17 protein-coding genes are annotated in these 21,373 nt (G+C 53.8%); 7 read left to right on the plus strand and 10 right to left on the minus strand.

Features of this window, described 5'->3' with window-relative positions; all coding sequences use genetic code 11:
* Positions 1 to 101: 101 nt before the first annotated feature.
* Positions 102 to 1,271: a DegT/DnrJ/EryC1/StrS family aminotransferase gene (locus LKE08_RS04535; RefSeq protein WP_324703004.1), complete on the minus strand. Its 1,170-nt coding sequence runs from the start codon at positions 1,269 to 1,271 to the stop codon at positions 102 to 104.
* Positions 1,272 to 1,554: 283 nt separating this feature from the next.
* Between LKE08_RS04535 and LKE08_RS04540 the strand changes: the two genes are divergently transcribed.
* A complete protein-coding gene (locus LKE08_RS04540) occupies positions 1,555 to 1,929 on the plus strand; it encodes a rhodanese-like domain-containing protein (protein ID WP_324703005.1) in 375 nt (124 codons plus the stop codon).
* Positions 1,930 to 1,998: 69 nt separating this feature from the next.
* Positions 1,999 to 2,139, plus strand: coding sequence for a hypothetical protein (locus LKE08_RS04545; RefSeq protein WP_324703006.1), 141 nt, complete (start codon positions 1,999 to 2,001; stop codon positions 2,137 to 2,139).
* 57 nt (positions 2,140 to 2,196) lie between these two features.
* Here the strand turns inward: LKE08_RS04545 and LKE08_RS04550 are convergent, their stop codons facing one another.
* The 5 genes from LKE08_RS04550 to LKE08_RS04570 form a co-directional block, all read right to left on the minus strand.
* On the minus strand, positions 2,197 to 3,231 hold the full coding sequence (locus LKE08_RS04550) for a D-alanine--D-alanine ligase (RefSeq protein ID WP_324703007.1): 1,035 nt from the start codon (positions 3,229 to 3,231) through the stop codon (positions 2,197 to 2,199).
* Between the two features lie 449 nt (positions 3,232 to 3,680).
* Positions 3,681 to 5,015, minus strand: coding sequence for an ATP-grasp enzyme (locus tag LKE08_RS04555; protein ID WP_324703008.1), 1,335 nt, complete (start codon positions 5,013 to 5,015; stop codon positions 3,681 to 3,683).
* A gap of 331 nt (positions 5,016 to 5,346) precedes the next feature.
* Positions 5,347 to 6,180 (minus strand): class I SAM-dependent methyltransferase, encoded by an 834-nt coding sequence (locus LKE08_RS04560; RefSeq protein ID WP_324703009.1) that lies wholly within the window; start codon positions 6,178 to 6,180, stop codon positions 5,347 to 5,349.
* A gap of 11 nt (positions 6,181 to 6,191) precedes the next feature.
* On the minus strand, positions 6,192 to 7,535 hold the full coding sequence (locus LKE08_RS04565) for a sedoheptulose 7-phosphate cyclase (RefSeq protein ID WP_324703010.1): 1,344 nt from the start codon (positions 7,533 to 7,535) through the stop codon (positions 6,192 to 6,194).
* A 296-nt stretch (positions 7,536 to 7,831) separates the two neighbouring features.
* Complete coding sequence (locus LKE08_RS04570; RefSeq protein WP_324703011.1) at positions 7,832 to 8,530, minus strand: hypothetical protein; 699 nt, start codon at positions 8,528 to 8,530, stop codon at positions 7,832 to 7,834.
* A gap of 91 nt (positions 8,531 to 8,621) precedes the next feature.
* Between LKE08_RS04570 and LKE08_RS04575 the strand changes: the two genes are divergently transcribed.
* Positions 8,622 to 12,725, plus strand: a complete 4,104-nt coding sequence (locus LKE08_RS04575; RefSeq protein ID WP_324703012.1) for a HEAT repeat domain-containing protein — start codon at positions 8,622 to 8,624, stop codon at positions 12,723 to 12,725.
* A gap of 358 nt (positions 12,726 to 13,083) precedes the next feature.
* Here the strand turns inward: LKE08_RS04575 and LKE08_RS04580 are convergent, their stop codons facing one another.
* Together LKE08_RS04580 and LKE08_RS04585 are read right to left on the minus strand one after the other, a co-directional pair.
* A complete protein-coding gene (locus LKE08_RS04580) occupies positions 13,084 to 15,213 on the minus strand; it encodes a pentapeptide repeat-containing protein (RefSeq protein ID WP_324703013.1) in 2,130 nt (709 codons plus the stop codon).
* A 20-nt stretch (positions 15,214 to 15,233) separates the two neighbouring features.
* Positions 15,234 to 15,563 carry a hypothetical protein gene (locus tag LKE08_RS04585; RefSeq protein WP_324703014.1) on the minus strand — a complete coding sequence of 110 codons (330 nt, stop codon included), beginning with the start codon at positions 15,561 to 15,563 and terminating at the stop codon, positions 15,234 to 15,236.
* A gap of 169 nt (positions 15,564 to 15,732) precedes the next feature.
* Here LKE08_RS04585 and LKE08_RS04590 point away from each other — a divergent pair, with 169 nt between their 5' ends.
* Positions 15,733 to 16,161 carry a hypothetical protein gene (locus LKE08_RS04590; protein ID WP_324703015.1) on the plus strand — a complete coding sequence of 143 codons (429 nt, stop codon included), beginning with the start codon at positions 15,733 to 15,735 and terminating at the stop codon, positions 16,159 to 16,161.
* Here LKE08_RS04590 and LKE08_RS04595 read toward each other — a convergent pair.
* Together LKE08_RS04595 and LKE08_RS04600 are read right to left on the minus strand one after the other, a co-directional pair.
* A complete protein-coding gene (locus LKE08_RS04595) occupies positions 16,158 to 16,532 on the minus strand; it encodes a hypothetical protein (RefSeq protein ID WP_324703016.1) in 375 nt (124 codons plus the stop codon). The genes LKE08_RS04590 and LKE08_RS04595 overlap by 4 nt on opposite strands.
* Before the next feature lie 191 nt (positions 16,533 to 16,723).
* A complete protein-coding gene (locus tag LKE08_RS04600; protein ID WP_375341399.1) occupies positions 16,724 to 18,916 on the minus strand; it encodes a tetratricopeptide repeat protein in 2,193 nt (730 codons plus the stop codon).
* A 501-nt stretch (positions 18,917 to 19,417) separates the two neighbouring features.
* Between LKE08_RS04600 and LKE08_RS04605 the strand changes: the two genes are divergently transcribed.
* The 3 genes from LKE08_RS04605 to LKE08_RS04615 all read left to right on the plus strand — a co-directional run bounded on the left by LKE08_RS04605 (position 19,418) and on the right by LKE08_RS04615 (position 21,335).
* The gene (locus LKE08_RS04605) at positions 19,418 to 19,582 is read left to right on the plus strand and encodes a hypothetical protein (protein WP_324703018.1); all 165 of its coding nucleotides are present in this window, start codon (positions 19,418 to 19,420) and stop codon (positions 19,580 to 19,582) included.
* Positions 19,583 to 19,701: 119 nt separating this feature from the next.
* Positions 19,702 to 20,526, plus strand: coding sequence for a creatininase family protein (locus tag LKE08_RS04610; protein WP_324703019.1), 825 nt, complete (start codon positions 19,702 to 19,704; stop codon positions 20,524 to 20,526).
* Between the two features lie 35 nt (positions 20,527 to 20,561).
* Entirely contained in the window at positions 20,562 to 21,335 is a 774-nt protein-coding gene (locus tag LKE08_RS04615; protein WP_324703020.1) for a DUF561 domain-containing protein, read from the plus strand.
* Positions 21,336 to 21,373 lie beyond the last annotated feature (38 nt).

A 21,373-nucleotide genomic window follows, 5' to 3' on the forward strand; every position in this document is an offset into this window, starting at 1 on the left:
CTCCTCTGCCTCCTCTGCCTCCCCTGCCTCCCCTGCCTCCTCTGCCTCCTCTGCCTCCTCTGCCTCCCCTGCCTCCCTGCCCCCCCGCCTCCCCAAACCCTCTATTCCCGCTTGACGCCGAGGGCGGTATAAATCCCCTCGACGACCTGATTGACCTGGGAATTGGTGATGCCGGGGAACATGGGCAGGGACAGAATTTGCCCGCTGAGGGTTTCGGTGTGGGGGAAGTCGCCGGCTTTGTAGCCCAGATCTTTGTATCCCGGTTGCAGGTGGCAGGGGATGGGATAGTGAATCCCCGTTTGGATGCCGAGTTCGCCGAGCTTGTGTTGCAGGTCGTCCCGGCTGAGGGGACTCTCTTCGGTAACGCGGATGACGTAGAGGTGATAAACGTGGCCGTCTTCGCAGTGGTTGAACATGGGGACGATGCCGCGATCGCGCAACAGCAGCAGTTGGGTGTCGTACTGTTCGGCCGCGGAGTTGCGATCGCGGTTCCAGGATTCCAAATGGGGCAGTTTGACGTTCAAAACCGCCGCCTGGATGGTGTCGAGGCGGCTGTTGGTGCCGAATTCGGTGTGGACGTATTTTTCGGGGGCACCGTAGTTGCGGAGGATGCGGCACTGTTGGGCGACGGCCTCATCCCGGGTGACGACCATGCCGCCACTGCCGAAGGCACCGAGGTTTTTGCTGGGGTAGAAGCTGAAGGCGGCGGCGCGGCCGACGGAACCGGCCCGGTAATTTTCCCGGCGGGCGAGGTGGGCCTGGGCCGCATCTTCAAACACGGTCAGGTTGTGGGTGAGGGCCAGATCGAGGAGCTGGCCGGGGGCGACCATCTGGCCGTAGAGGTGGACGGGGAGGATGGCCCGGGTTTTGGGGGTGACGGCCCGCTCGGCGGCGGCAATATCGATTAGAGCGGTGCTGGGGTCGCAGTCCACCAGGACGGGGACGGCCCGGGCTTGCATGATGCCGATGAGGGTGGCGATGAAGGTGTTGGCGGGGACGAGGACTTCATCCCCGGGCTCCACGCCGCAGGCCTGCAGGCCGATCGCGATCGCGGCGGTTCCGGAGGCGACGCCGATGCCGTATTCCGCGCCGCAGGCTGAGGCGAAGGCGGCTTCAAATTCTCGCAGGGCTTTGCCGAGGATGAAATCCCCCCGCCCAATTACATCGTGGATGGCTTCTTCGATTTCGGCGTTGAGTTCCTGGTATTGCAGGGACAGGTCAACGAAGGGGACGGGGGCCATAGGTGCGCTGTCGCGGATCGTATTGGTCATAGGTTCCGATGAATGCGGCAAATCTGAGGAGGGGTGGCATCAAAACAGAAGCAGCCCTCTTCTGTTATCTCCCATCGGATACCGGATCGAACACCCCCGAACTGTCAACTTTAATAAAGTCTTCAACGATTTGCCGATCGCCGGACGGCGCGGGTATCTTTTTCTGCGGTCGAATAAAAATCACATTGCCATAAAAAAATCAACCTTTCGACATAAATCTTTGCAATTTCTGAAATATTTTGTTACATTTTGAGTGGCAGTCACAAAACAGAACTCATCTCATATGCTTTTTTCAATCATTCCCACACCCCAAACCAAATCCTTTAAACCCCAATCCAAGGCCGGCGACCTCAAGACGCGCCTGGACTGGGGCGAACCCGCGCTGACGATCGTCGATGCCCGCGATCGCGAGAGTTACAATATGGGTCACATCCAGGGAGCCATCCCCATGCCGATGTCCACCCTGCCCGGACGCGCGATGGAGAGTTTGGAACCCGAACGGGATATTTACGTCTACGGCGACACAGATGAAGAAACCGCCGAAGCCGCGACCAAACTGCGCGAAGCCGGATTCCAAAGAGTGTCCGAACTGACGGGCGGTCTGGCCGCTTGGAAGGCAGTCGGTTATCCGGTGAGTGCCGTCAGCGCCGTTGCCTAGGCTATCTCTTCTCCCTTCTAACGAATCGCTCTTTGGGTTCACGGGCTTCTATCCCGTGAGCTTTTTTTTGTGCGTTTTATAGCGATCGGCACAGCCGAAGTGTCCATCATTGGGAAGTTTTGGGAAGGGTATCGATACCTGAAACCGGCGATCGCTCTGACCATTGCCAATTTTGAGATGTTCCGACGAAGGTTCCGCGATCGCTTTTGATAACCAAACCGTTTTCCGGTGTGGGAACTGATGGGGCGATCGCGGTTCGACCTGAATTTACAGGGGAACTAAACCGACGGTTTCTTCCATCGCCATCATCAAGACCTCATCGAGGGAAAAACCGGCCGCTTTTGCCATCGACGGAATCACACTTTTGGGCGAAAAAGAACAGTACAGACCCGCCTCTAAAAACCAAGGCTGTCCTTGGGGGTCGATGCGGAAATCGAACAGACTGTAGTGGCGACAACCCAAGGCTCGATGGCAGATTTTGGCGGCGGCTTGAACCGTCTCAGTCGCCGGATCTTTCGGATCGACAATCCAGGCTTTTATATTATCTTTCGCTGTCAGATACAAGTCACCCTCTTCGGTTGTTTTCAGCTTGTCGGCAGAGTTGCGAATCGGGTGATCCTGAGAATTAACCTGGTATTCTTCCAGGGGTAAACCGAGCAACTCGCCGTCTTTGACGATGATACCGCAGCGGACTTCCCGACCCAGTTCGATGTACTCTTCCACCAACACTTCATCGGCATATTCAAAAGCGGTTTTGAGGGCGATATCGTAACTTTCTCCCTCTTTGACTAACGTCACGCCGAGGGAATTGTCGGAGTCGGCGGGTTTGATGACGACGGGGGGTTTGATTGTCGGTTTGTCTCCCGGACGCAGGAGCTCTCCGCCGGGGACGCCGACACCCGCCGTGGCGACGATCGCCTTTGCTTTTGCTTTGTGGGCCGCCATCGCCATGACGTCGGGAGGATTGCCGATGTAGGGAATATTTAACAGGTCAAATAGAGCCCGATATTGGGTCATTCCCGGCAGACAAAACATTTGGGGAAGTACCAGGTCGATATTTTTGGCGGTGATCAATGCGATCGCCTCCGACAGGGGCACGGGTGGGGCGGTGGCGATATCTTCCCGACTCAGAGAATGGGGAAATCTCCACAGGCGATCGGGGGTGATGTAAGCTGTGTAAAATTCGTAGCGATTCGAGTCTGCCAAGGCCGCCATACAGTCTTTGGCATAGAGGCGGGACAGATCGCAGTAAAATTCACTTTCGGCTGATCCGACCAGTTGGAGGATGCGAAGGGTTGACATCAGTAATCTCCTGGGTTTGACAATTAATTAAAAACGATAAAATTTGACCTTTTTAAAATCGGTGGATTCTGGGGATAAATTTTAACCACAGAGGCACGGAGGACACGGAGAGATTATGGGAGAGTTTGGTAAGGGGGAGTTATATCATGTCCGCTCAAACAGTTATGATTCCTGGGTTTCGCTATCTTCTGAGGTCGCTTAAAACTTTTGCCTTTTGCCTGTTGCCTGTTGCCTGTTCTCGAATGATTGTGTAAGTATTCAAACGGACTTGATATTATATCAGATCCGGTTATCTTGAGATAATTTTTGCTGGTAGGGGCACAAGGCTTGCGCCCTTGGGGCGATTCGCAGATCGTCCCGACAGAGGAATTCATTCGCGATCGGTTCGGACATTCGACTGGTTATTTTTCGGGCATTAAACAGGATTTAATACGAGCAATAATTCCGGATCAATCGCCGCCTATTTCAACCAATTTGCCGATATTGAAATCGATTCTAACCCAGCCTTTCAGTTTCCGCAGGTTATCGAGAAGCAGCAGGGTGATTTGCCCGTGAGGAACGGTCAAAAATGGCAGGGGATCTTCCGGTCGCAGGAGGGCATCGGTTCCCTCGAAAATGATGCCCAGTCTGGCTTTTAAATCCGAGATCGATCGCACTTCCGTCAGCCGCCAAAGTTCGTGATAAATCCAATAGGTCGGTTTGCTATTTGGAAGAGGTGCGATCGCTTCTTCGTTCTCATTTTCGGCATCTTTGAGATAGGCGTCAGCCAGCCCCGGATGGTTGTAAAACATGGTGATGGCGGAATGGGTGCGGGGATTGCACTCGATGGGATAAACGGTTCCGTCGGCGGTTTGAATGAAGTCAAAGGAAATTTGTCCGGTCAAGTTTAAAGCTTTGACAAATTGCTCGACCCAGGCGGAAATTTCCGGCTTTTCTATGTGTTTGTAATTCACCTGAAATGGGGAAGATTCCGAGCAGCAATGCAGCCGAATTTTGCCGTTTATGACGGTGCTGTGGGTGCAATATTCCTGGCCTGTGATGAACTGTTGCATCGTCCAGGGATTCTCGGGACTGATGGGCAGGGTTTTGATATACTCTTCCATGCCGTCGAAGGGAAGTCTCGTCATATCTAGGCGAGAAACCGAGTCGTAGCGGATACTTTTTAACAGGTATTGGCTACCGTCGGATTTGAAGTCGAAATCGAGGATTTGTTGCGGGTCGGTGATCGAAAAAGATTTGGGGGCGGAGAGTCCCAAAGCGCGGGCTTTTTCGCACAGTTCAAACTTATCGTCGAGGAGCTTTGTAATTCCCGGCGAAAAGTGGATGACTTGGCAGTGGGGCGACATCAATTCACCGGCGATCGCATCATAATAACTGGCGACAGGACTGGACACGGGAATGAAGGCATTGATCTGTTCTTTTTTGACAATTTCCAATAGCGATCGCGAATATTCTTCCCCATCTTTTTCCGGGGCGGGAACGGTGTAGAATTTTTTGACCGCATTAGAAAATCGATGACCGGAAAGCCAATATTTATGGGTTTCAACTAAAATAACACTGTGGCCGGCAGCGTGAAAGGAACGGGCGAGTTGGAGGGCTTTGGTCATTTTCCCCCCCGTGATTAAAATATTTTTGGGATGGTCGGCGATCGCCCGTTTTTGGAAAGGGAAAATGATCCAATTTCGCAGGAGCGCCACAACCACGATCGCCAAGTTAAACGGGAAAGCTAACCCGAGCAGGAACAGGGTTCCCACGTTTTTAAATAGGGCAGAAAGTTTCATCATTTTTCATGTTTCTCTGGGATAGATAATAGCGGTGCGCGTCGAGAATATAGCAGCCGGAAATCATGTTTCAACAATCTCGCCCTCGAGGCTCCCAATTCTGGCAGGGCTGTTTCATTCTCAGTTAGAAATTGTCGAGGGGGACGAGGAAAACCAAAGTCAATTAATCATTCATAATTAATCTATTAATTATGAATTGCCGGCTCCCCCAGCCATTTTTCGGGGGAAAATGAAACAGCCGTGCCCAATTCTGGGGGCTTTCGGCGGAGCGAATTTTGACCCATCATTTCCAACAGCCGTAGAGGGCGCAAGCCTTGCGCCCTTACAATGTCAACTATTTGCGCCGAATAATCGTCAAGCCGTCTCGCAGGGGGAGAAGCACTTGCTCCACTCGCGGATCTTCGGTGACAAAACGATTAAATTGGGCGATCGCTTCTCCGTTGGGCGTCCGCTGTTCGGGGGGCAAATAGGGCTGTCCCTGCAACAAAGTATTATCCACGCAGATAAAACCGCCGGGAATCAACAATTCGCCATCGAGCAGCAGTTTGAAATAATCCACATATTCCTTCTTATCGGCATCGATAAACACCAAATCGAAGCTTTCCCCGGCGTCGGCCAGTTTTTGCAATGTCTCCAACGCCGGAGCCACTTCCACACGAATTTTGCCGCCGTGGGGGGACTCGTCGAAGCAGGCGCGGGCAAAATCGGCCACATACGGATCCACCTCGCAGGCGACGACGCGGCCATCGTCCGGCAGAGCTTCCGCCATCGCCAGGGCCGAATATCCGGTGAACATCCCGACTTCCAGGACGCGCCGGGCCCGGGTCATGTACACGAACAACTTCAGGGTTTGTCCCTCGATGTGGCCGGAGAGCATTTCCTGCTCCAACTGGCGGACGGTTTCGCCGTCGGAGAAGCGCCGGCTCCAGTCCTCTGCGGCCGTTTTTCGGGCCAGGGTCGCCAAGGCCGGGGAGTCCGGGGTGGCGCATTCTTCCAGGTAGGGGTCGATACCGGCGGCGAGGGCCCGCGCCTGTTCCAACTCCGCCATCAGATCGGCGGGAACCGCCGCGGCTCCGGCTTTTTCGACGATCGCTTCCAACCGTTCGACCAGAATTCCCAAGGGGGTGACGGGTCTGGCCGCTTTCGGTGTTTCGAGTTGCTGAGTCATTGCCTATTCTCCTATTCCAGACCGAGATCGCTGAGGTACATTTCTTGGCCGCGTCCGCCGTCCGGCAGGGCGGCGCAAAGCTGCTTGTGGTGTTCCACGGCGACTTCCAGCATCCCCGACGAGACTTCTTGGGCGTAGTCACAGGAGCCGATGCCGGTGGGAAGGGGCGCCCACAGTCCGCCTTCGCCCCGCTTGCGACGCATATTTTTTTGACCCTCGAGCATCAGGTCGATATCTTCGAGGATGGGGTGGTAGACGGACAAACCGATCGCTCGGCACAAATTGATGATGCGATCGCGTTCGGCCGGTTCGAGCCAGTTCAGTTCCACGGCGAGACTGGCGCCGAAGGCCATGCCGATGGCGACGGAGTGCCCGTGCATCAGTTTGGCGGCGGGTTCAAAGCGGGGGCTCCAGGTGTGGCCGTAGGCGTGGGGACGATCTTGGTACGTCTCGAACATATTCGTCCCCTCGTGTTTCATGTAGGAGAATAGAGCCCGATAGATGACTTCATCGGCGATCGCATTCAGTTCTTCATCGCCGCCAAGGGTGGCGAAGTGGGTTTCGAGCAGGCGGACACCGTGGCGCTCCATCAACTCGAACAGAATCGGATCGTCGGTGACGGCCATTTTGATGATTTCCGCCATGCCGTTGCGGATGTGGCCGGTGGCTAGGGTGCGGAAGAAGTTGCGATCGACGAGCGTCAATACCGGCGGGTGGTAGACTCCGATGCTGTTTTTGAATTGGGCGCCGTTGGTGCAGGTGCGGGGAGACGGGCCGGCGTCGATGGCGGCGACGATGGTGGTGCCCACCATGATATAGGGCGTGCGCCGATGCTGGAGGGCGCAGGCGAGCCCGGCGACGTCGCTGAGGACACCGCCGCCGACGACGAGGACGGGTTCGTTGCGGGAGACGTCGCAGCCGTCTTTGCCCAAGAATTTCAGCAGGTTGTGGACGGTTTCGGGGGTTTTGTCGGATTCCCAGGCGCGACAGGCTAACAGTTGCAGCGGGATTTCGTGAGACTCGAAGTAACGCCGCAAAGCGTCTCCGTAGAGCTCATCCACGCTGCGATCGACGATCGCCACGCAACGCCCGCGAGGGCTGTAGATTTCGGCGAGGGTGGGATTGGAAGGCTCGAAAACGCCGTCCACCAGTTTGACTTCTGCCGTCAGGGTGTAGGTGGCGGTGACTTCAAAGGAGCGATTGTCGCCGCTCGCCGCAATTTCTCCGGAACCGGTGTACCACTCGGAGGTGCGGTACTGCTCGGGATGGTGAAATTGGATGATTTGATCGGTTTCTGACGAGGAGCGTTGAGGATGCCCAGTCGATAGCTTGGGATCGGACGTTGTTTGAACCATGACTGTTAATAGCGTGAGGTTGATTGTTTGAACCTTCAGACTGGCACGGAGGAATCTGCCTGTCCTCTCCGAAGGTGTGAGCGACTTGGCTTGAGTGCCATCGCTTTGTCAATGTATCAACATATTAAAAATTTGTAAAGTTTTGTAAACTTGTCTGATCGAATACCGAAGCCACTGAAATGCCTGGAACGCCCCTGCGGCGGGGGATGAGGTGACGCGCAGGGTTCGACGCCGGGGAGATGAGATCGGAGCCTCTCTCATGAAAACCCGAGGCTGCCAGACTCGGGCTGGCGACCTCAGACTGGGGCGAACCACGCCAATTCTGCGGAGAGTGCGATCGCGTCTCGGAGGGGGCGGCAGGCGAAGGGTTTTCCGGTGTTGGGATCGATGAGGCGATCGCGGTTTTCCCACAGTTTCAACGTCAAATAGACATCCCGCAGAGCGTAACGAATCACCGAAATGCGATCGCCAGCCAACCAAGTTTGTCGCACTGTTCCATAGGGCAAATTGCATTTACCCAAACCAAAATTACTCCGGCTCATCCGTTCCAGGCTGTAACCCCACTTGATTTTGTCTTTTGTCGATTCTCGATAGACTGGCGGCATTCCCAACGCCAACCGGATTTCATAGAGCAGATCGTAGGTGGTTTGAATGCGGATTCCCCGTTCTTTCAACCAATCATCGTCACAATCGGGACACAGGGAGTTGAAACCGACAAGGTAACGACTGCGGAAACCGGACTCAAACTGTGGGAAGTGAGAGCCGAGATTGTCGAAAATTTTTAGTTTCAGATTTCCGATGCGATCGTCATTGTTGAAGGCTTCGCCGAACAGCGATCGTATTTTTGCCTCTGGCGGGAGCGGATCGGCACAGAAGATGAAAAAGTGATGAAAATCGCGATCGCAGCAGGACACCAGGTTGCCTCGCAGTTCCGTATCGAAGATGAGGGCAGGAGCTGAGACGTCCTGGATTGGCTTGAGCAATTGTGCGGTCATAACGGCGATATTTAATTCGACCTGCTCAAGCTAAATTGGGGGTATGTCCCCCAGGCTACCCCGGCGCTCAATCTTGCTCAGGGGCGCAGTTATGGGTAAAATTGAACTTGGGGTAACAGCGAACTTGGGAAATTCCCCCAAGTTTGTTTTCATGAAAGCCGTTCAAGTTCGGAAAATGCCAAGACGCAGTTGGGGACCGACAACCAAAGAGCGAGCCAGACGCTTCTTAGAGGCTTTGCTCAAATGTGTGAATGAAGATGCCCCTCATTCATTGGAGATCTTGGAGTGGGAACCCAGTGAGGCTGCCAAGCTCATAGCCAAGGGACAAATCAGGCATTTTCAGGAACTCACTAGATCTGGTCAACAGGAGCCATTGACAAGCGTTCAGATCAAAAAAGAAGTAATTCCTTCTCTGAAAGAGTTAAAAATTTACGAGGACAAGCGCTTAAAGAAACAAGGCGCTTCTGATTGGGAATTTAGTTTACAGCTTTGGAATAAAGACACGCCCCAAAATATCACTGAATTTGAGAAACGATGGAAAGAAGTACGAAATCAGAATTTGAAGGCACCACTCGAATCATCAAATTCTCAAGGTTTTGAACTCGAAGATCATTTGAGAGAGTTCTGCACCGCCGTTATTAAACAAAAGAAACAACTCACCACTAACCCCCTGACAAGTAAAGATGGCGTTGTAGGAAATCTTGATGATATTCATATTCCCCTGGCGTTGGTGGAACGAAAAAAAAAGCCGAAGGAAGTGAAGGATATTCCGTCACCGGAAGAGGGTTCTCGGTTCTACAGCGATCGCGGCGACAACTTTGAAGTTCAACAGGAATCTGAGGAGGGCGATACCGGCGACGAATACGAAGTGATCCAGGAATATGAAGGAGAGGAATTTTTCCGGCAAATTATCAACCCAGCGAACAAGGAAGACAAACGCTATGCAATTATCGGAGAACCGGGGGCGGGAAAAACAACATTTCTGGTTAAAATAGCCGATCGCATCCTGGAAGCCTCAGATATCCCGATCTGGATCTCCCTCGCCGATCTCGAAGCCAGAACCCTGGAAGATTACCTGCTGAAAATCTGGTTGAAAAATGCCTTAAAACGGGTTCAGGAACCGACAGCCGAACAACAAAAAGCACTGGCGGACTTGTTTGAAACTGGGAAAGTGTGGTTACTGTTGGATGGGGCGGATGAAATAGCGGGAAATCCCTTGTCCGCGATCGCCCGTCAGTTTGGAGTCCGTTGGATCGACTCGGCAAAGGCGGTGTTAACCTGCCGCCTCAATGTTTGGGAGGGCGATCGCAATGCTTTATCTAATTTCAAAACCTATCTGACGCGAAATTTTCAATATCCCGATCGCGTACAAGAATTTATCGATCGCTGGTTCCAGCACCCCTGTTATCAGGACAGCCAGAAAACCGATCTGGCAGAGTCTTTAAAAACAGAACTCGAACAACCGGAAAAAGCCCGAATCCGAGATTTGGTAACAAATCCGCTGCGGTTGACGTTGCTGTGTTGCACTTGGGGACGATATCGGGGCGGATTACCCGACACCCAAGCGGGACTTTATCAAAATTTTGTAAAATATTTTTATCTTTGGAAGGAGGAAGATAATCCGAAATTTAAAACGACTTACGAACAGCGAGAAAGGTTGAATCTGGCATTGGGGGAATTGGCAAAAGATGCGATCGACAGCGATCGTTCTCGCTTTCGATTATTTGAAAGTCAAGTTTGCCGATTTTTAGGACAACCGGACTCAGAATTGTTTCGACTGGCGATCGATTTGGGTTGGCTGAATCGCGTGGGCGTTGCGGAAGAAAATCCAGATCAAGCGGTTTATGCCTTTTATCATCCGACATTTCAGGAATATTTTGCAGCTTGTGCGATCGATGATTGGGATGATTTTTTGCCTCGGACTCATGTGAATTGTCCGGTTGAGGGAAAAAAGTATCGGATTTTTGACCCTCAGTGGAAGCAAGTGATTTTGCTGTGGTTGGGTAGAGAAGACATTAATGATAGCCAGAAAGAGGAGTTCATTCAGGCTTTGGTTGAGTTCGAGGATGGATGTGGTTATTTTTATAAGTATCAAGCGTATTTTTTGGCTGCGTCTGGAATTCATGAATTTCAGAAGTGTTCCCGAGCTTTAGATATAGTCAGACAAATTATAAAATATAGATTTGGCGAATTGAATTGTGAAAATCGCAGATGGAACGATGGTCTATTGTATCCGACAAAACAGGAATTAAACAAAATTATCACAGAAACAATCCGACATTTTGTTATTTCAGAACTGATTGATGTTTTTGAAAATTGCCCCCGGGAGCGTATCCGTACTGAAGTCATTGAAAGTTTGAGTAAAATTGATCCTAGAAATGGCAAAGCAACTACAGCTTTAGTCCGACTTATGGAAAAAACTGAAGATGAATATACCTGTAGGTGGGTGGCGTGGAGTTTGGGTAAAGTGGGGTTAGGAAACCCTCAAGCGATCGATACTTTAATTCAACTTATGGAACCAACTGAAGATGAAGGTATTCGCAGACAGGCGGTGGAAAGCTTAGGTGAAATCGGACAAGGAAATCCCCGAGCAATTGCAGCTTTAATAAAATTTCTGGAAAATACTGGCGATGAAAGTGATCAATTTATCGCAGCCTGGAGCTTGGGTGAAATTGGACAACAAGATCCGAAAGCAATTATGGCTTTAATCCAACTAATAAATAAAACAAGAGATGACGATATCGAAAGACTAGCAATGTGGAGTTTGGGGACAATTGGACGTAAAAATTATCGAGCAATTACAGCTTTATTTCAATTTCTACAGCCGAATCAAGACGAATATACTCGTTGCTTGGCTGCGGAAGTATTGGGAAAACAAATTGAATCAAACAAAAAACAGGCGATAGATACTTTGATTGAACTCGCACAAACCACAAAAAATAAATGTTTTATCTGGAATAATGTGATCCCTGCACTCGCTGAAATCGGAAATGATAACGCTAAAATTGTTGCCATTTTGATTGAATTCATTGAAAATAGCAAAAATCAAATGATTCGCATTTATGCCATATTGAAGCTGGAAAAAATTGGCCGAAACTGTCACGAAGCAATCACGATTTTATCTCGAATCTTGGAGTCAGAAAAAGATGAAAATATTTGCAAAGCAGCGGTTTATGTTTTGGGTGAAATTTCCCATCATAATATTCGGGCAATTAATGTTTTAATTCAATTGTTTAGGATGACGCAGGACAAAGGTATGCGAGAAATGGTTATAGATAGTTTGAGTAAAATTGGACAAGGAAATTATAAAGTAATTGACAATTTCATTCAAATTTTGGAATTCACAGAAGATGAAGATATATGTTGTGATATAGCGGTGAGTTTAGGAGAAATTGGACGGGAAAATCCCAAAGCAATTAATGCTTTAACCAAATTTTTGGCAACTGCCGAGGATAAATATACCCGTAGCACGGTGGCATTAAGTTTGGGAAAAATTGATCCTGGAAATATACTGGCGATAAATACTTTACTGGAAATTATAAAGATCAATGATAGCCGGGAAGTATACAGTTTTTGCGTCGCCGAAAATTTTAAATTATTGTTAACTCAAAAAAAGGAATTCGCTGATGTTGTATCAGCTTTACGTGACCCTCTTAACGATGAAATTGAAAACAACATTACTCAACATAAAAACTACTATCGTATAATTTGGCAGTGCGCCCAAAATCTACCTTACCCCGACTTTTACCGAGCTTGGCATGGGGACGAAGCGACTGTTCCACCCGCATGGGCAGCGCAATTTAGCGATCGCACCCAACACCCCTCCATCCTCGATATCGACGCAACGATTCTGGATGGAGAAACGGGAACAAATGCGATCGCGGCTACACTGTGCGAACTGATTTTTGAAGCCGCATTTCCCGACGAAGAGATCCCAGAGGTTGAAAACGCCCCCCAACTTCGGAAACATCTCAAAACCCTCAAAAAACGACTCCAGCAACCCCAACTCGCCATCCTATTACGCAACTGTGAACCCACTTCAGAACTGATCCAATTTTGTCGCAGACTCACCCGCGTCATTCACATCGCCGGGATAACCGACACTCCCCTAGAACCCCCGTTGCAGTCCATTCCGACAAACCATCCCAACCCCCAAGAGGCGGTTCTGGCTTGGCTGTCGGAACATTGCAATTAATATCAGATCCGGTTTTATAACCGTACAATCTTCCCAATCCTCTTGAGAGGATTTTTGCTACAAGAAAAGGGAATTGATTCCCAAGCGGTCTTGCATATCCAACTCATTTTGTTCCGAGCATTCAACCGGATTTGATATAATCTATCTTGCGAATATTGCCCCCAATCATCGACCGATGATTTGAGCTATAGCAATGTGAAATGATTCGTGAAAAATCGATCTTCTCAAAGCCCCCAGAATTGGGGGTTTGGGGGCGCGACTATTTACAAATGGTTTCCGATTGCTATAGTAGGGGCCCCTGGCTTGCGCCCCCAAGGGCCCCTGGCTTGCGCCCTTGGGAATTAATTCCCAAGCGGTTCTACTCCGGACACTGCGGATGAATTCCCCCCTGATTGCAGATATATTCGATCTGCTCGGCGCTCAAATTTTCGGCCCCGGCAAAATCGACGCCCCGCATCCGGTTCGATGTCTCATCCACCGCCGCACCCTCGATAAATTCATCCGATCGCGCCTCCCGGTCCACCACGAACGTCGCCCCCTCAAAATTCGCCCCCCGCAGCCTCGCGCCCTGCAAATTCACCAGACTCAAATCCGCATCGCGAAAATTCACATTTTGCAACCGGGCATTTCTAAAATTCGTCCCCGTCAACTTCGCCCCGTTCAAATCCGCATCCCGGAGATTTGCCCCCTGAAAATCCGCCCCCGAAAGCGTCGCATTCTGCAAGTCGGCTTCCCGAAGATCGGCATACAAAAACAGCGAACCCTGGGCGTTAATTTGACTCATCCGCGCCAATTCCAAATCCGCTTTCGACAGATCCGCATTGGTCAGATCCGCCCCCGTAAACTTCGCCTCCCGCAGCTTCGCCCCCTGCAAATTAGCGCCGATCAAACTGGCGCTGCTGAAGTTGATCCCCGTCAAATCCGCCCCCGACAGATTCGCCCGGTCCAGGGTCCCGTTCAACAGGTTCGTCCGCCGCATGAAAGTCCGACTCAAAAACGCCCCCGTCAGGTCCGCCTCGGTCAAATCCGCGCCGCTGAGGTCGGAAACCCAGTCGTCGAAGGTGTTGAAGCGCCCGTCTTCCCCGGCCCCGTAAAAGCGGCTGTTCCGCAAATTCGCGTGGGTCATCAGGCTGCTGCGGAAGCTGATGCCGGACAGGTCGGTTTGGTCCAGAACCAGGGTAAACTGAGCCGGCGGATCGGCATTCTGCCCCAGATCGACGTGGCTGAGGTCCGCTTCCCGGATGAAACCGCCGTAAACCTTCAAAATTTTTGCGATCGCCCGCTGGGTGGCCTGCTGCCGCTGGGCGACGATCCGCTTCTGCTGCGCGTCCGCCCCGAACTGCATCGAATCCAGGTCATTTCGCAACGCCTGATTCAACTTCCGCAAATCCGGCAACGCCTCCGGCCCGGTACTCACCAAAGCCTGTTGGATCGCCTCCAGCAGCGTCGGGTTGTCCTCCTGCCCCAACAAATCCACCAACAGGGGAATCGCCCGGGTATCTTGCAGGGTTCCCAAGGCCAAAATCGCGCCCCGCCGCTGGGCCGGGTCTGCATTCGCCGTGGGGGACAGCCGCCCCACCAGGGCCAAAAATACTTCGTTGTCCTGACTCTGAAATTCCCGGCGGTTGGCCTGGTTTTGGATGTAAACCTGGGTGCCGATAAAAGTCCCCAACACCATCGCCATACTCGCGCTGCCGACGGCCACCAGGGTCAAACCCGGGTGCTGCCGCATCCACTGCCACAGGTCCCAATCCCGCCACTTTTTGCTGGGGGTAAACACGATCGCCCGCACCGCGTCGGTTTCGTCGTCCCAGTCGTAACTGTTGAAGGGGTTGGTAAAAAACGAGGTGGAGGTGGGCTGCACCCGCGTTCCGGCCAGCAGATCGTGTCCGGTGCGCCCCCGGAAGCGGCGCCCCATCAACCCGTCCGCCGCCATCAGGATGCCGGAGAGTCCCATGAAGATCAGCAGGTTTGGGAAGGCCCCCGTCGATCGCCACACGATATAGGCGATCCCCACCGGAATGCCCCAGCGGCCCGCCGTTTCCCGCGCCAGAATCCGCCCGAAGCCGGGGGGCTGTCTCTTGGTGTCAACCACCCGCACCCCGAACCAGCGCTTGGGGAGGGTTTGTCCGGTCATTGATAGGCGGTAGAGTTGCCATCCGGCGATCGCGATCGGGACCACCAAGGCACCGGACCAGAAAAAATTCGTCAAAGGAGTTACGCGGGGTTGGCGATCGCGCATCGGCAGGCCCAAAGTGGCGGCAACGGTTTCTCCCGTCCAGCGCACCACCGGATTCAGGGGCACGGACCCGGAACCGCCGTTCAACGCCGCCCCCGCAGTGAAGGGGACCAACCCCCCCACGACCACCAGGGACACTTCCGCGGCCCAAGCACCGCAGCGGCGCATCCAAAACGGGAGTTGTTTGGCCCGGGTTTGCCAGGTGGGGGTGGTTTCGTCGATGCCTCGGTTTGCAGTGGGGCTGGCCATAGTTGCAACTTGCCTTTCGTTTAGCGATTCTTGGAGGATTTGGAGGATTTGAACAGTTGATAACCTATGTACACTATCACCCCGACGACCGCAAGACTTACGGCCAAGGAAATTAATTCCACCAGCGCTTTCAACAGCGCCAGCACCGCCGCGAGTCCCACGACTCCGACGACGATCTGGCCGGCCTTTGGCAGTTCCTTGAACCAGACGATAAATTGACCGTAGAAGGTTTTCAGGCTGGCCGTCAGGTTGGCGTTGGCGGGGGGCGGTTGAAATTGGGAGGAAGACCCGATTTCGGCTTCGATATCTTCGAGTCGGCGCTTGACATTGGGATCGTCTTGGTAGTTCATTGTTGCTGTCCTCGCGATATTAGGGATGGATTCCCGGAATTCCCGGCTTGAAAGCTCTACTGAGAGTATTGTACAAGGGACATCTCGACCGACCGATCCGGCGCGTTCTGTACACCAAATTGGAGGCGGCGTTTTCTTTCCGACTCGGGATTTTACGCCGAATGATGCGATGATGACGATGAAATTGGGAAAATTTTGCACGGCCGGATTGACGGCGATCGCCCTGTGTCTGGCTTCCGCGCAGCAGGTTCTCGCCGACCGCCGCAGCATTTCTCCGGGGGCGTCCGTCACCGTTTCCGGAACCTCCGGCGGCACCTCCAACAGCGGGGACTGCGGCTGGGTGGCGGCCGAACCCAACCTGGTTTTGGACGCGACGGAGGATTTACTCAACATGAGGATTGCCGTCCAAACGGCGGGGGCGCCAACGTTGCTGATCGAAGGTCCTGCGGGTCGGTATTGCGTCCTCCCGGAAACCCCGTCCGGGTCCACCGTGCAATTTTCCGGATACGGCCCCCGTGGGACTTATAACATCTATGTCGGCGATCGCCAACAAGCCCAACACCCCTACACCCTTTCGGTTTCAGACCCCCAGCGCTAACTGTCCCGCAATTCCAATCCCAATCCCTCCCGTCGCGTGCGGAGGTCGTAGTAAATAATCGCGGCGATGGATTGCCAAAAGGGGAGAAATAGCGCCCCGCTGATGAAACTTAGGGCAATGATCAACAAAAAACTGAGCAAATTGAAGGCGACGGAGTCGGGGGGGAAATTTGCGACAATAATCACTTGAACGATTGGGCTGACCACCTGTACCACCAAAGAAACCGGAAATGTGACCAAAATGGCGACCAGGATAATTCCCTGAATCCGAAAAACCGAGCCGCTGGTGAGTTCCCAACTGCGGGCGATCGCACCCAAAACTGTTACATTTGTCCAATCCGGCGCGACTCGCTGACGGGCTAGATATAACAATCCGAAAATACGTGGGAAAGCCGGAAATTTTGAACCACTCCAGGCACAGAGGAACACAGAGGGGAAATTTGTCGGATTTTGACATCAATCCGTAGGAGCAAGCCTCTGTGCTTGCGCCGGTTGAATGATAGGGTTGACCAATAATATTGATCGGGTCACCAGTTAATTCATCAATAGCGGTCTGTCATCGCCTACTGCAAGCGTTGCATTTGATATTGGGCATCCCGATATCCCCCCGTCAAGCCCTGTTCCAAAAACAGTTGTCCGGCTTGTTGGAAATCGTCGATCGCGCCATTTTTATCCCCCAATTGGGCACGGACCAATCCCCGTCCGTAGTAGGCGCCGGCGAAGTCGGGTTTGAGGCGGATGGCTTGGGCGTAGTCGGCGATCGCTTGATTTTCGTCCCCAAGTTCGGCGTAAGCCTGGGCGCGGTTGCTGTAGGATTCGGCGTCGTTGGGGTTGAGGGTGATGGCCTGGGTGTAATCCTCGATCGCGGCCTCGTAATCCGCCGCTTCGGAGTGGACTAATCCCCGGTTGCTGTAGGCTTTGTAATCGTCGGGATTCATCGCGATCGCTCTCCCGCAGTCGGCGATGGCGGCGTCGTAATTTTGTAAGTTAAGTTGGGCGATACAGCGGTTGTTGTAATCCAGGGCACTCGGCTGCAATTCGATGGCTTGAGTACAATCGGCGATCGCCGCGTCGTAATTCGCCAAGTTGATGTAAGTGCTGCAGCGGTTGCCGTAGGCGGCGGGATTGTCCGGTTCCAGGGCGATGGCGCGGTCGTAGTCGGCCAGGGCCCCTTGGTAGTCCCCGAGGTGAAATCGGGCCCGGCCGCGATCGTAGTAGGCGGCGAAGGATTCCGGGGACAGGCGGATCGCCTCGGTGTAGTCCGCGAGTCCCGCCTGCAAGTTCCCCGCCTTCACCCGGGCCGTCCCCCGCGATCGGTAGGCTTCCGCCTGTTTCGGCTGGCGGCGGATCACCTCCGAATAATCCTGGATCGCCGCGTCGTAATCTTCCCGTTCGTAGTGGGCGAGTCCCCGCTTGTAGTAGGCATCGGTGTCCTGGGGATTGAGGCGGATCGCCTGGGTGAGGTCGTCGATCGCTTTGGAGATCTCCCCCGTTTGATAGTAAGTCAGCGCCCGATTGTAGTAGCTGTCGGCGTTGTCGGGGTCGAGTTCGATCGCCCGGGTGTAGTCCGCGATCGCCTGGTCGTATTCTTGTAAATCGTAATAGGCGTTCGCCCGCTTGTGGAAGGCTTGGCTGTTGTTGGGGTCGAATTGCAGGGAGCGATCGAAGGCTTTGACGGCGCCGTCCGGATCGCCTTTTTCCAGGCGTTCGCTCCCCCGTTTCAGGGCGGCTTCGGCTTTGACGGGGTCGGGGCGGTTGAGGACCCGGATCAATCCAAACAGCACCATGATCCCCACCAGTCCCGTGGCGACGACCCCGACGACCGTCCACAGGCGCCCCCAGGAAATTCCCCCGGGATAGCCCCCAGCGCGGGGGGCCGAATGGTGGGGTCGAGGCCGGGAAAAGCCGGTGCGCCCCCGCAATTTTTCCAGGTCGGCGATCGCATCGGTGGCGGAATTGTACCGCTTGCCGTAATAATGATGAACCATCTTGTCCAAAATATTGGCGAGGTCGGTACTGGTCCGCGCCCGGTGCCGCCAGGCGATCTCCCCCGCCGCCGAGAGGCTGGGATCTTGGAGTTTGGGCAGGTCGGAGGCTTCCAAACCCGTCAGCGCCTGGATGCCGATCATCCCGGCCGCGTAAATGTCGCTGTTGAATTGGGGGTTGCCCTGGAACTGTTCGATCGGCATATAGGAGGGGGTCCCGGTGGCGATGGTTCGCATCGTCTGGCCGTTGCCCTCCGCCAGTTGGCTGCTGACGGCCTTCACCGAACCGAAGTCGATCAACACCAGGGCTTGGTCGGATTTGCGCCGGATCAAGTTGGAGGGGTTGACGTCGCGGTGGATGACGCCGTTTTTGTGGACGAAGGCCAAAATTTCCAGGATTTCTTCCAACAGCGCCACCGCTTGTTCTTCGCTCCAGGGGTGGCCGGGGATCAGTTCTTTGGCGAGGGGATTGCCTTCGATGAACTCTTCGACCAGGTAAAAGTGGTTGTTTTCCTCGAAATAGGCCAGCAGCAGGGGGATGCGATCGTGGCGCCCGAGTTTTTCCAGGATTTCCGCCTCCTGGCGAAACAGGCGCAGGGCGGTTTTGAGGATCGTGGAATTGTTGCTGGGGGGACGCAGTTGTTTGACGACACATTGGGGATGGCCCGGACGGCGGGTATCTGCGGCCAGGTAGGTTTGTCCGAAGGCCCCGGAACTCAAAATTTGTACGATTCGATACCTTCTATCTAAGAGTTGACCGATCATTGCCATTTGGGGTTGAGGGTTTGACGTGCGATCGCCGTTCGGGCGGATGGGTTGGGATTTGTCGCCGATATTCATAAAATTTTACAGTTTTATATAAAAATTCAGAATTAATTTCGGAGAAGAGTCGATGGCGGCAAATGATGCCGTTGAATTGCTCTGACGGGCTGACAATCCCCGAAGATTTTGACCTCAATTGAAGATTTTCTGAACTCACAATTAAATCCCCAATAGATTAATTCTGACATAGAATTCCGGACGGCAGTCCGCCGGAGGCCCGGGAATCTCCCCGCCCCCGGCTCCGGACGCCCCGCTCTTTTTTGGAAAGTCTGCGGATGGAGAGGTGGCCGGGACGAACCAACAGACGTAACAAGCGGTTGATGGTTTGAGGGGGGAGAGCACCCGAATCTCTCCGACCGGTAACAGGATAAGTTCGCTGCGGTTCTGTTGCCTCCGGTGTCAACTCAAACCAGACCCGAAACCGCCAATTGCACAAATCGGAGGTCAACGATGAAGAAACGATCTCAATGGCGGGATACGGAAATTCTGCTTTCCGTCGTTCTGTCTGTCGGCTTGATTCTCCTCCTGGCCGGCTTGGGGGCGACCGCACAGCGTTTTGAGAACCAACCGGAGTTGAGTTTGAACTGCGGGCGATCGGCTATAATTGACAATTGACCGCCGACAATTGACAATTATTGGGGGTCGGGGACACTCAAAAGTCAAAAATTCCCCATTCCCCATTCCCTAAGTTTGGTCGATCATAGTCAGCAGACAACCTGCTACCGGAGACGACCATGCACAATTTTATTCCCCCCGATCGCTTTTTTCCCTACCTCACCTGGACGGAAATTGCCGAGATGCCGGACAAAGAAAATACCGTCATCATCCAACCCATCGGTTCCGTCGAACAGCACGGCCCCCACCTGCCGCTGATCGTTGATTCCGCGATCGCTACGGCTGTCGCCGGAAAAGCCCTCGCCCAGCTCGACCGGGCCATCCCTGCCTACGCCCTCTCGACGCTGTACTACGGCAAATCCAACGAACACTGGCACTTTCCCGGAACCGTCACCCTCACCTCCCAAACCCTGATGGCTGTATTGACGGAGGTGGGCGAAAGTATCTACCGGGCCGGGTTCCGCAAGTTGGTGTTTCTCAACGCCCACGGGGGACAGCCCCAAATTTTGGATCTGGTGGCCCGGGACCTGCACCAGCAGCACGACGATTTCATGGTGTTTCCCCTGTTCACCTGGCGGGCGCCCCACGTCGCCAAAGAACTATTTTCTCCGGAGGAGTTGGAGTTGGGAATTCACGCCGGAGACATCGAAACCAGCGTCATGCTTTCGATTTTGCCCGAACAGGTGCGGACGGACCGGGCGGTGCGGGAGTTTCCCCACGGCTTGCCGGAGGAGAGTCTGTTGAGTATGGAGGGAAAACTGCCCTTCGCCTGGGTGACGCGGGATCTGACCCGCAGCGGCGTGCTCGGGGACGCGACGGTGGCGACGGCCCAAAAGGGCGATCGCCTACTCGAATCCGTGGTAGACAGTTGGGTACGGGCGATCGCGGATATTTACAAATTTCGCCAGCCCCGCTGTTTCGAGTCCGACTCCGTGGCACAATAATCCATACGAAACGAAATCGAGTCCAAACAATCAAGATGATCAATTCCACTCTACAGCAGGCATTCAACTGCGGCCGGGGGCTGAAAGTTATTAGCGGCCTGATGAATTTCGATCGCGAGAACGTCGCGATGGTGGTGAGAGCGGCGACCCGGGGCGGCGCCACCTTCGTCGATATCGCTGCCGACCCGGAATTGGTGCGGTCGGTGCGGGGTCTGACCCATCTGCCCATCTGCGTCTCTGCGGTGGAACCCGAGAAGTTCGCGCCCTGCGTCGAGGCGGGTGCCGATTTGATCGAAATCGGGAATTTCGATGCCTTCTACGCCCAAGGACGACGCTTTGAAGGGCCGGAAGTGTTGCAGTTGACTGGGCAGACGCGATCGCTCCTCCCCGAAATCACTTTGTCGGTGACGGTCCCCCACATTTTGGAACTGGACCAACAGGTACAGTTGGCGATGGATTTGGTGGAAGCCGGCGCCGATATCATCCAAACCGAAGGCGGCACCAGCGCCGCCCCCGCCCACCCCGGAACCCTGGGATTGATCGAAAAGGCGGCCCCCACATTGGCTGCAGCCCGGGAAATTTCCCGCGCCGTCTCGGTGCCGGTGTTGTGCGCCTCCGGCATTTCCAGCGTCACGGCCCCTCTGGCGATCGCTGCCGGTGCCGCCGGCGTGGGCGTCGGTTCCGCCATCAACCGCCTCGATAACGAAGTGGCGATGGTCGCGGCCGTCCGCAGTCTGATGGAAGCCTTGGCAACCGTCAACACTTCTCGAATTTACAAAAGTAGCAACAACTTTAGGATTTTCTCTTAAAGGAGTTGGTAGAGGCACATTGACTATGCCTTTAAGAG

The sequence above is a fragment of the Lyngbya sp. CCY1209 genome, assembly GCF_035615495.1.
In the GTDB taxonomy this organism is placed as follows: domain Bacteria; phylum Cyanobacteriota; class Cyanobacteriia; order Cyanobacteriales; family Microcoleaceae; genus Limnospira.

Coding starts and splice junctions, on each gene's coding strand:
- LKE08_RS04535 (WP_324703004.1), bottom strand. CDS start 1,271: ATGACCAATACGATCCGCGACAGCGCACCTATGGCCCCCGTCCCCTTC.
- LKE08_RS04540 (WP_324703005.1), top strand. CDS start 1,555: ATGCTTTTTTCAATCATTCCCACACCCCAAACCAAATCCTTTAAACCC.
- LKE08_RS04550 (WP_324703007.1), bottom strand. CDS start 3,231: ATGTCAACCCTTCGCATCCTCCAACTGGTCGGATCAGCCGAAAGTGAA.
- LKE08_RS04555 (WP_324703008.1), bottom strand. CDS start 5,015: ATGATGAAACTTTCTGCCCTATTTAAAAACGTGGGAACCCTGTTCCTG.
- LKE08_RS04560 (WP_324703009.1), bottom strand. CDS start 6,180: ATGACTCAGCAACTCGAAACACCGAAAGCGGCCAGACCCGTCACCCCC.
- LKE08_RS04565 (WP_324703010.1), bottom strand. CDS start 7,535: ATGGTTCAAACAACGTCCGATCCCAAGCTATCGACTGGGCATCCTCAA.
- LKE08_RS04570 (WP_324703011.1), bottom strand. CDS start 8,530: ATGACCGCACAATTGCTCAAGCCAATCCAGGACGTCTCAGCTCCTGCC.
- LKE08_RS04575 (WP_324703012.1), top strand. CDS start 8,622: ATGGGTAAAATTGAACTTGGGGTAACAGCGAACTTGGGAAATTCCCCC.
- LKE08_RS04580 (WP_324703013.1), bottom strand. CDS start 15,213: ATGGCCAGCCCCACTGCAAACCGAGGCATCGACGAAACCACCCCCACC.
- LKE08_RS04585 (WP_324703014.1), bottom strand. CDS start 15,563: ATGAACTACCAAGACGATCCCAATGTCAAGCGCCGACTCGAAGATATC.
- LKE08_RS04590 (WP_324703015.1), top strand. CDS start 15,733: ATGATGACGATGAAATTGGGAAAATTTTGCACGGCCGGATTGACGGCG.
- LKE08_RS04600 (WP_375341399.1), bottom strand. CDS start 18,916: ATGGCAATGATCGGTCAACTCTTAGATAGAAGGTATCGAATCGTACAA.
- LKE08_RS04605 (WP_324703018.1), top strand. CDS start 19,418: ATGAAGAAACGATCTCAATGGCGGGATACGGAAATTCTGCTTTCCGTC.
- LKE08_RS04610 (WP_324703019.1), top strand. CDS start 19,702: ATGCACAATTTTATTCCCCCCGATCGCTTTTTTCCCTACCTCACCTGG.
- LKE08_RS04615 (WP_324703020.1), top strand. CDS start 20,562: ATGATCAATTCCACTCTACAGCAGGCATTCAACTGCGGCCGGGGGCTG.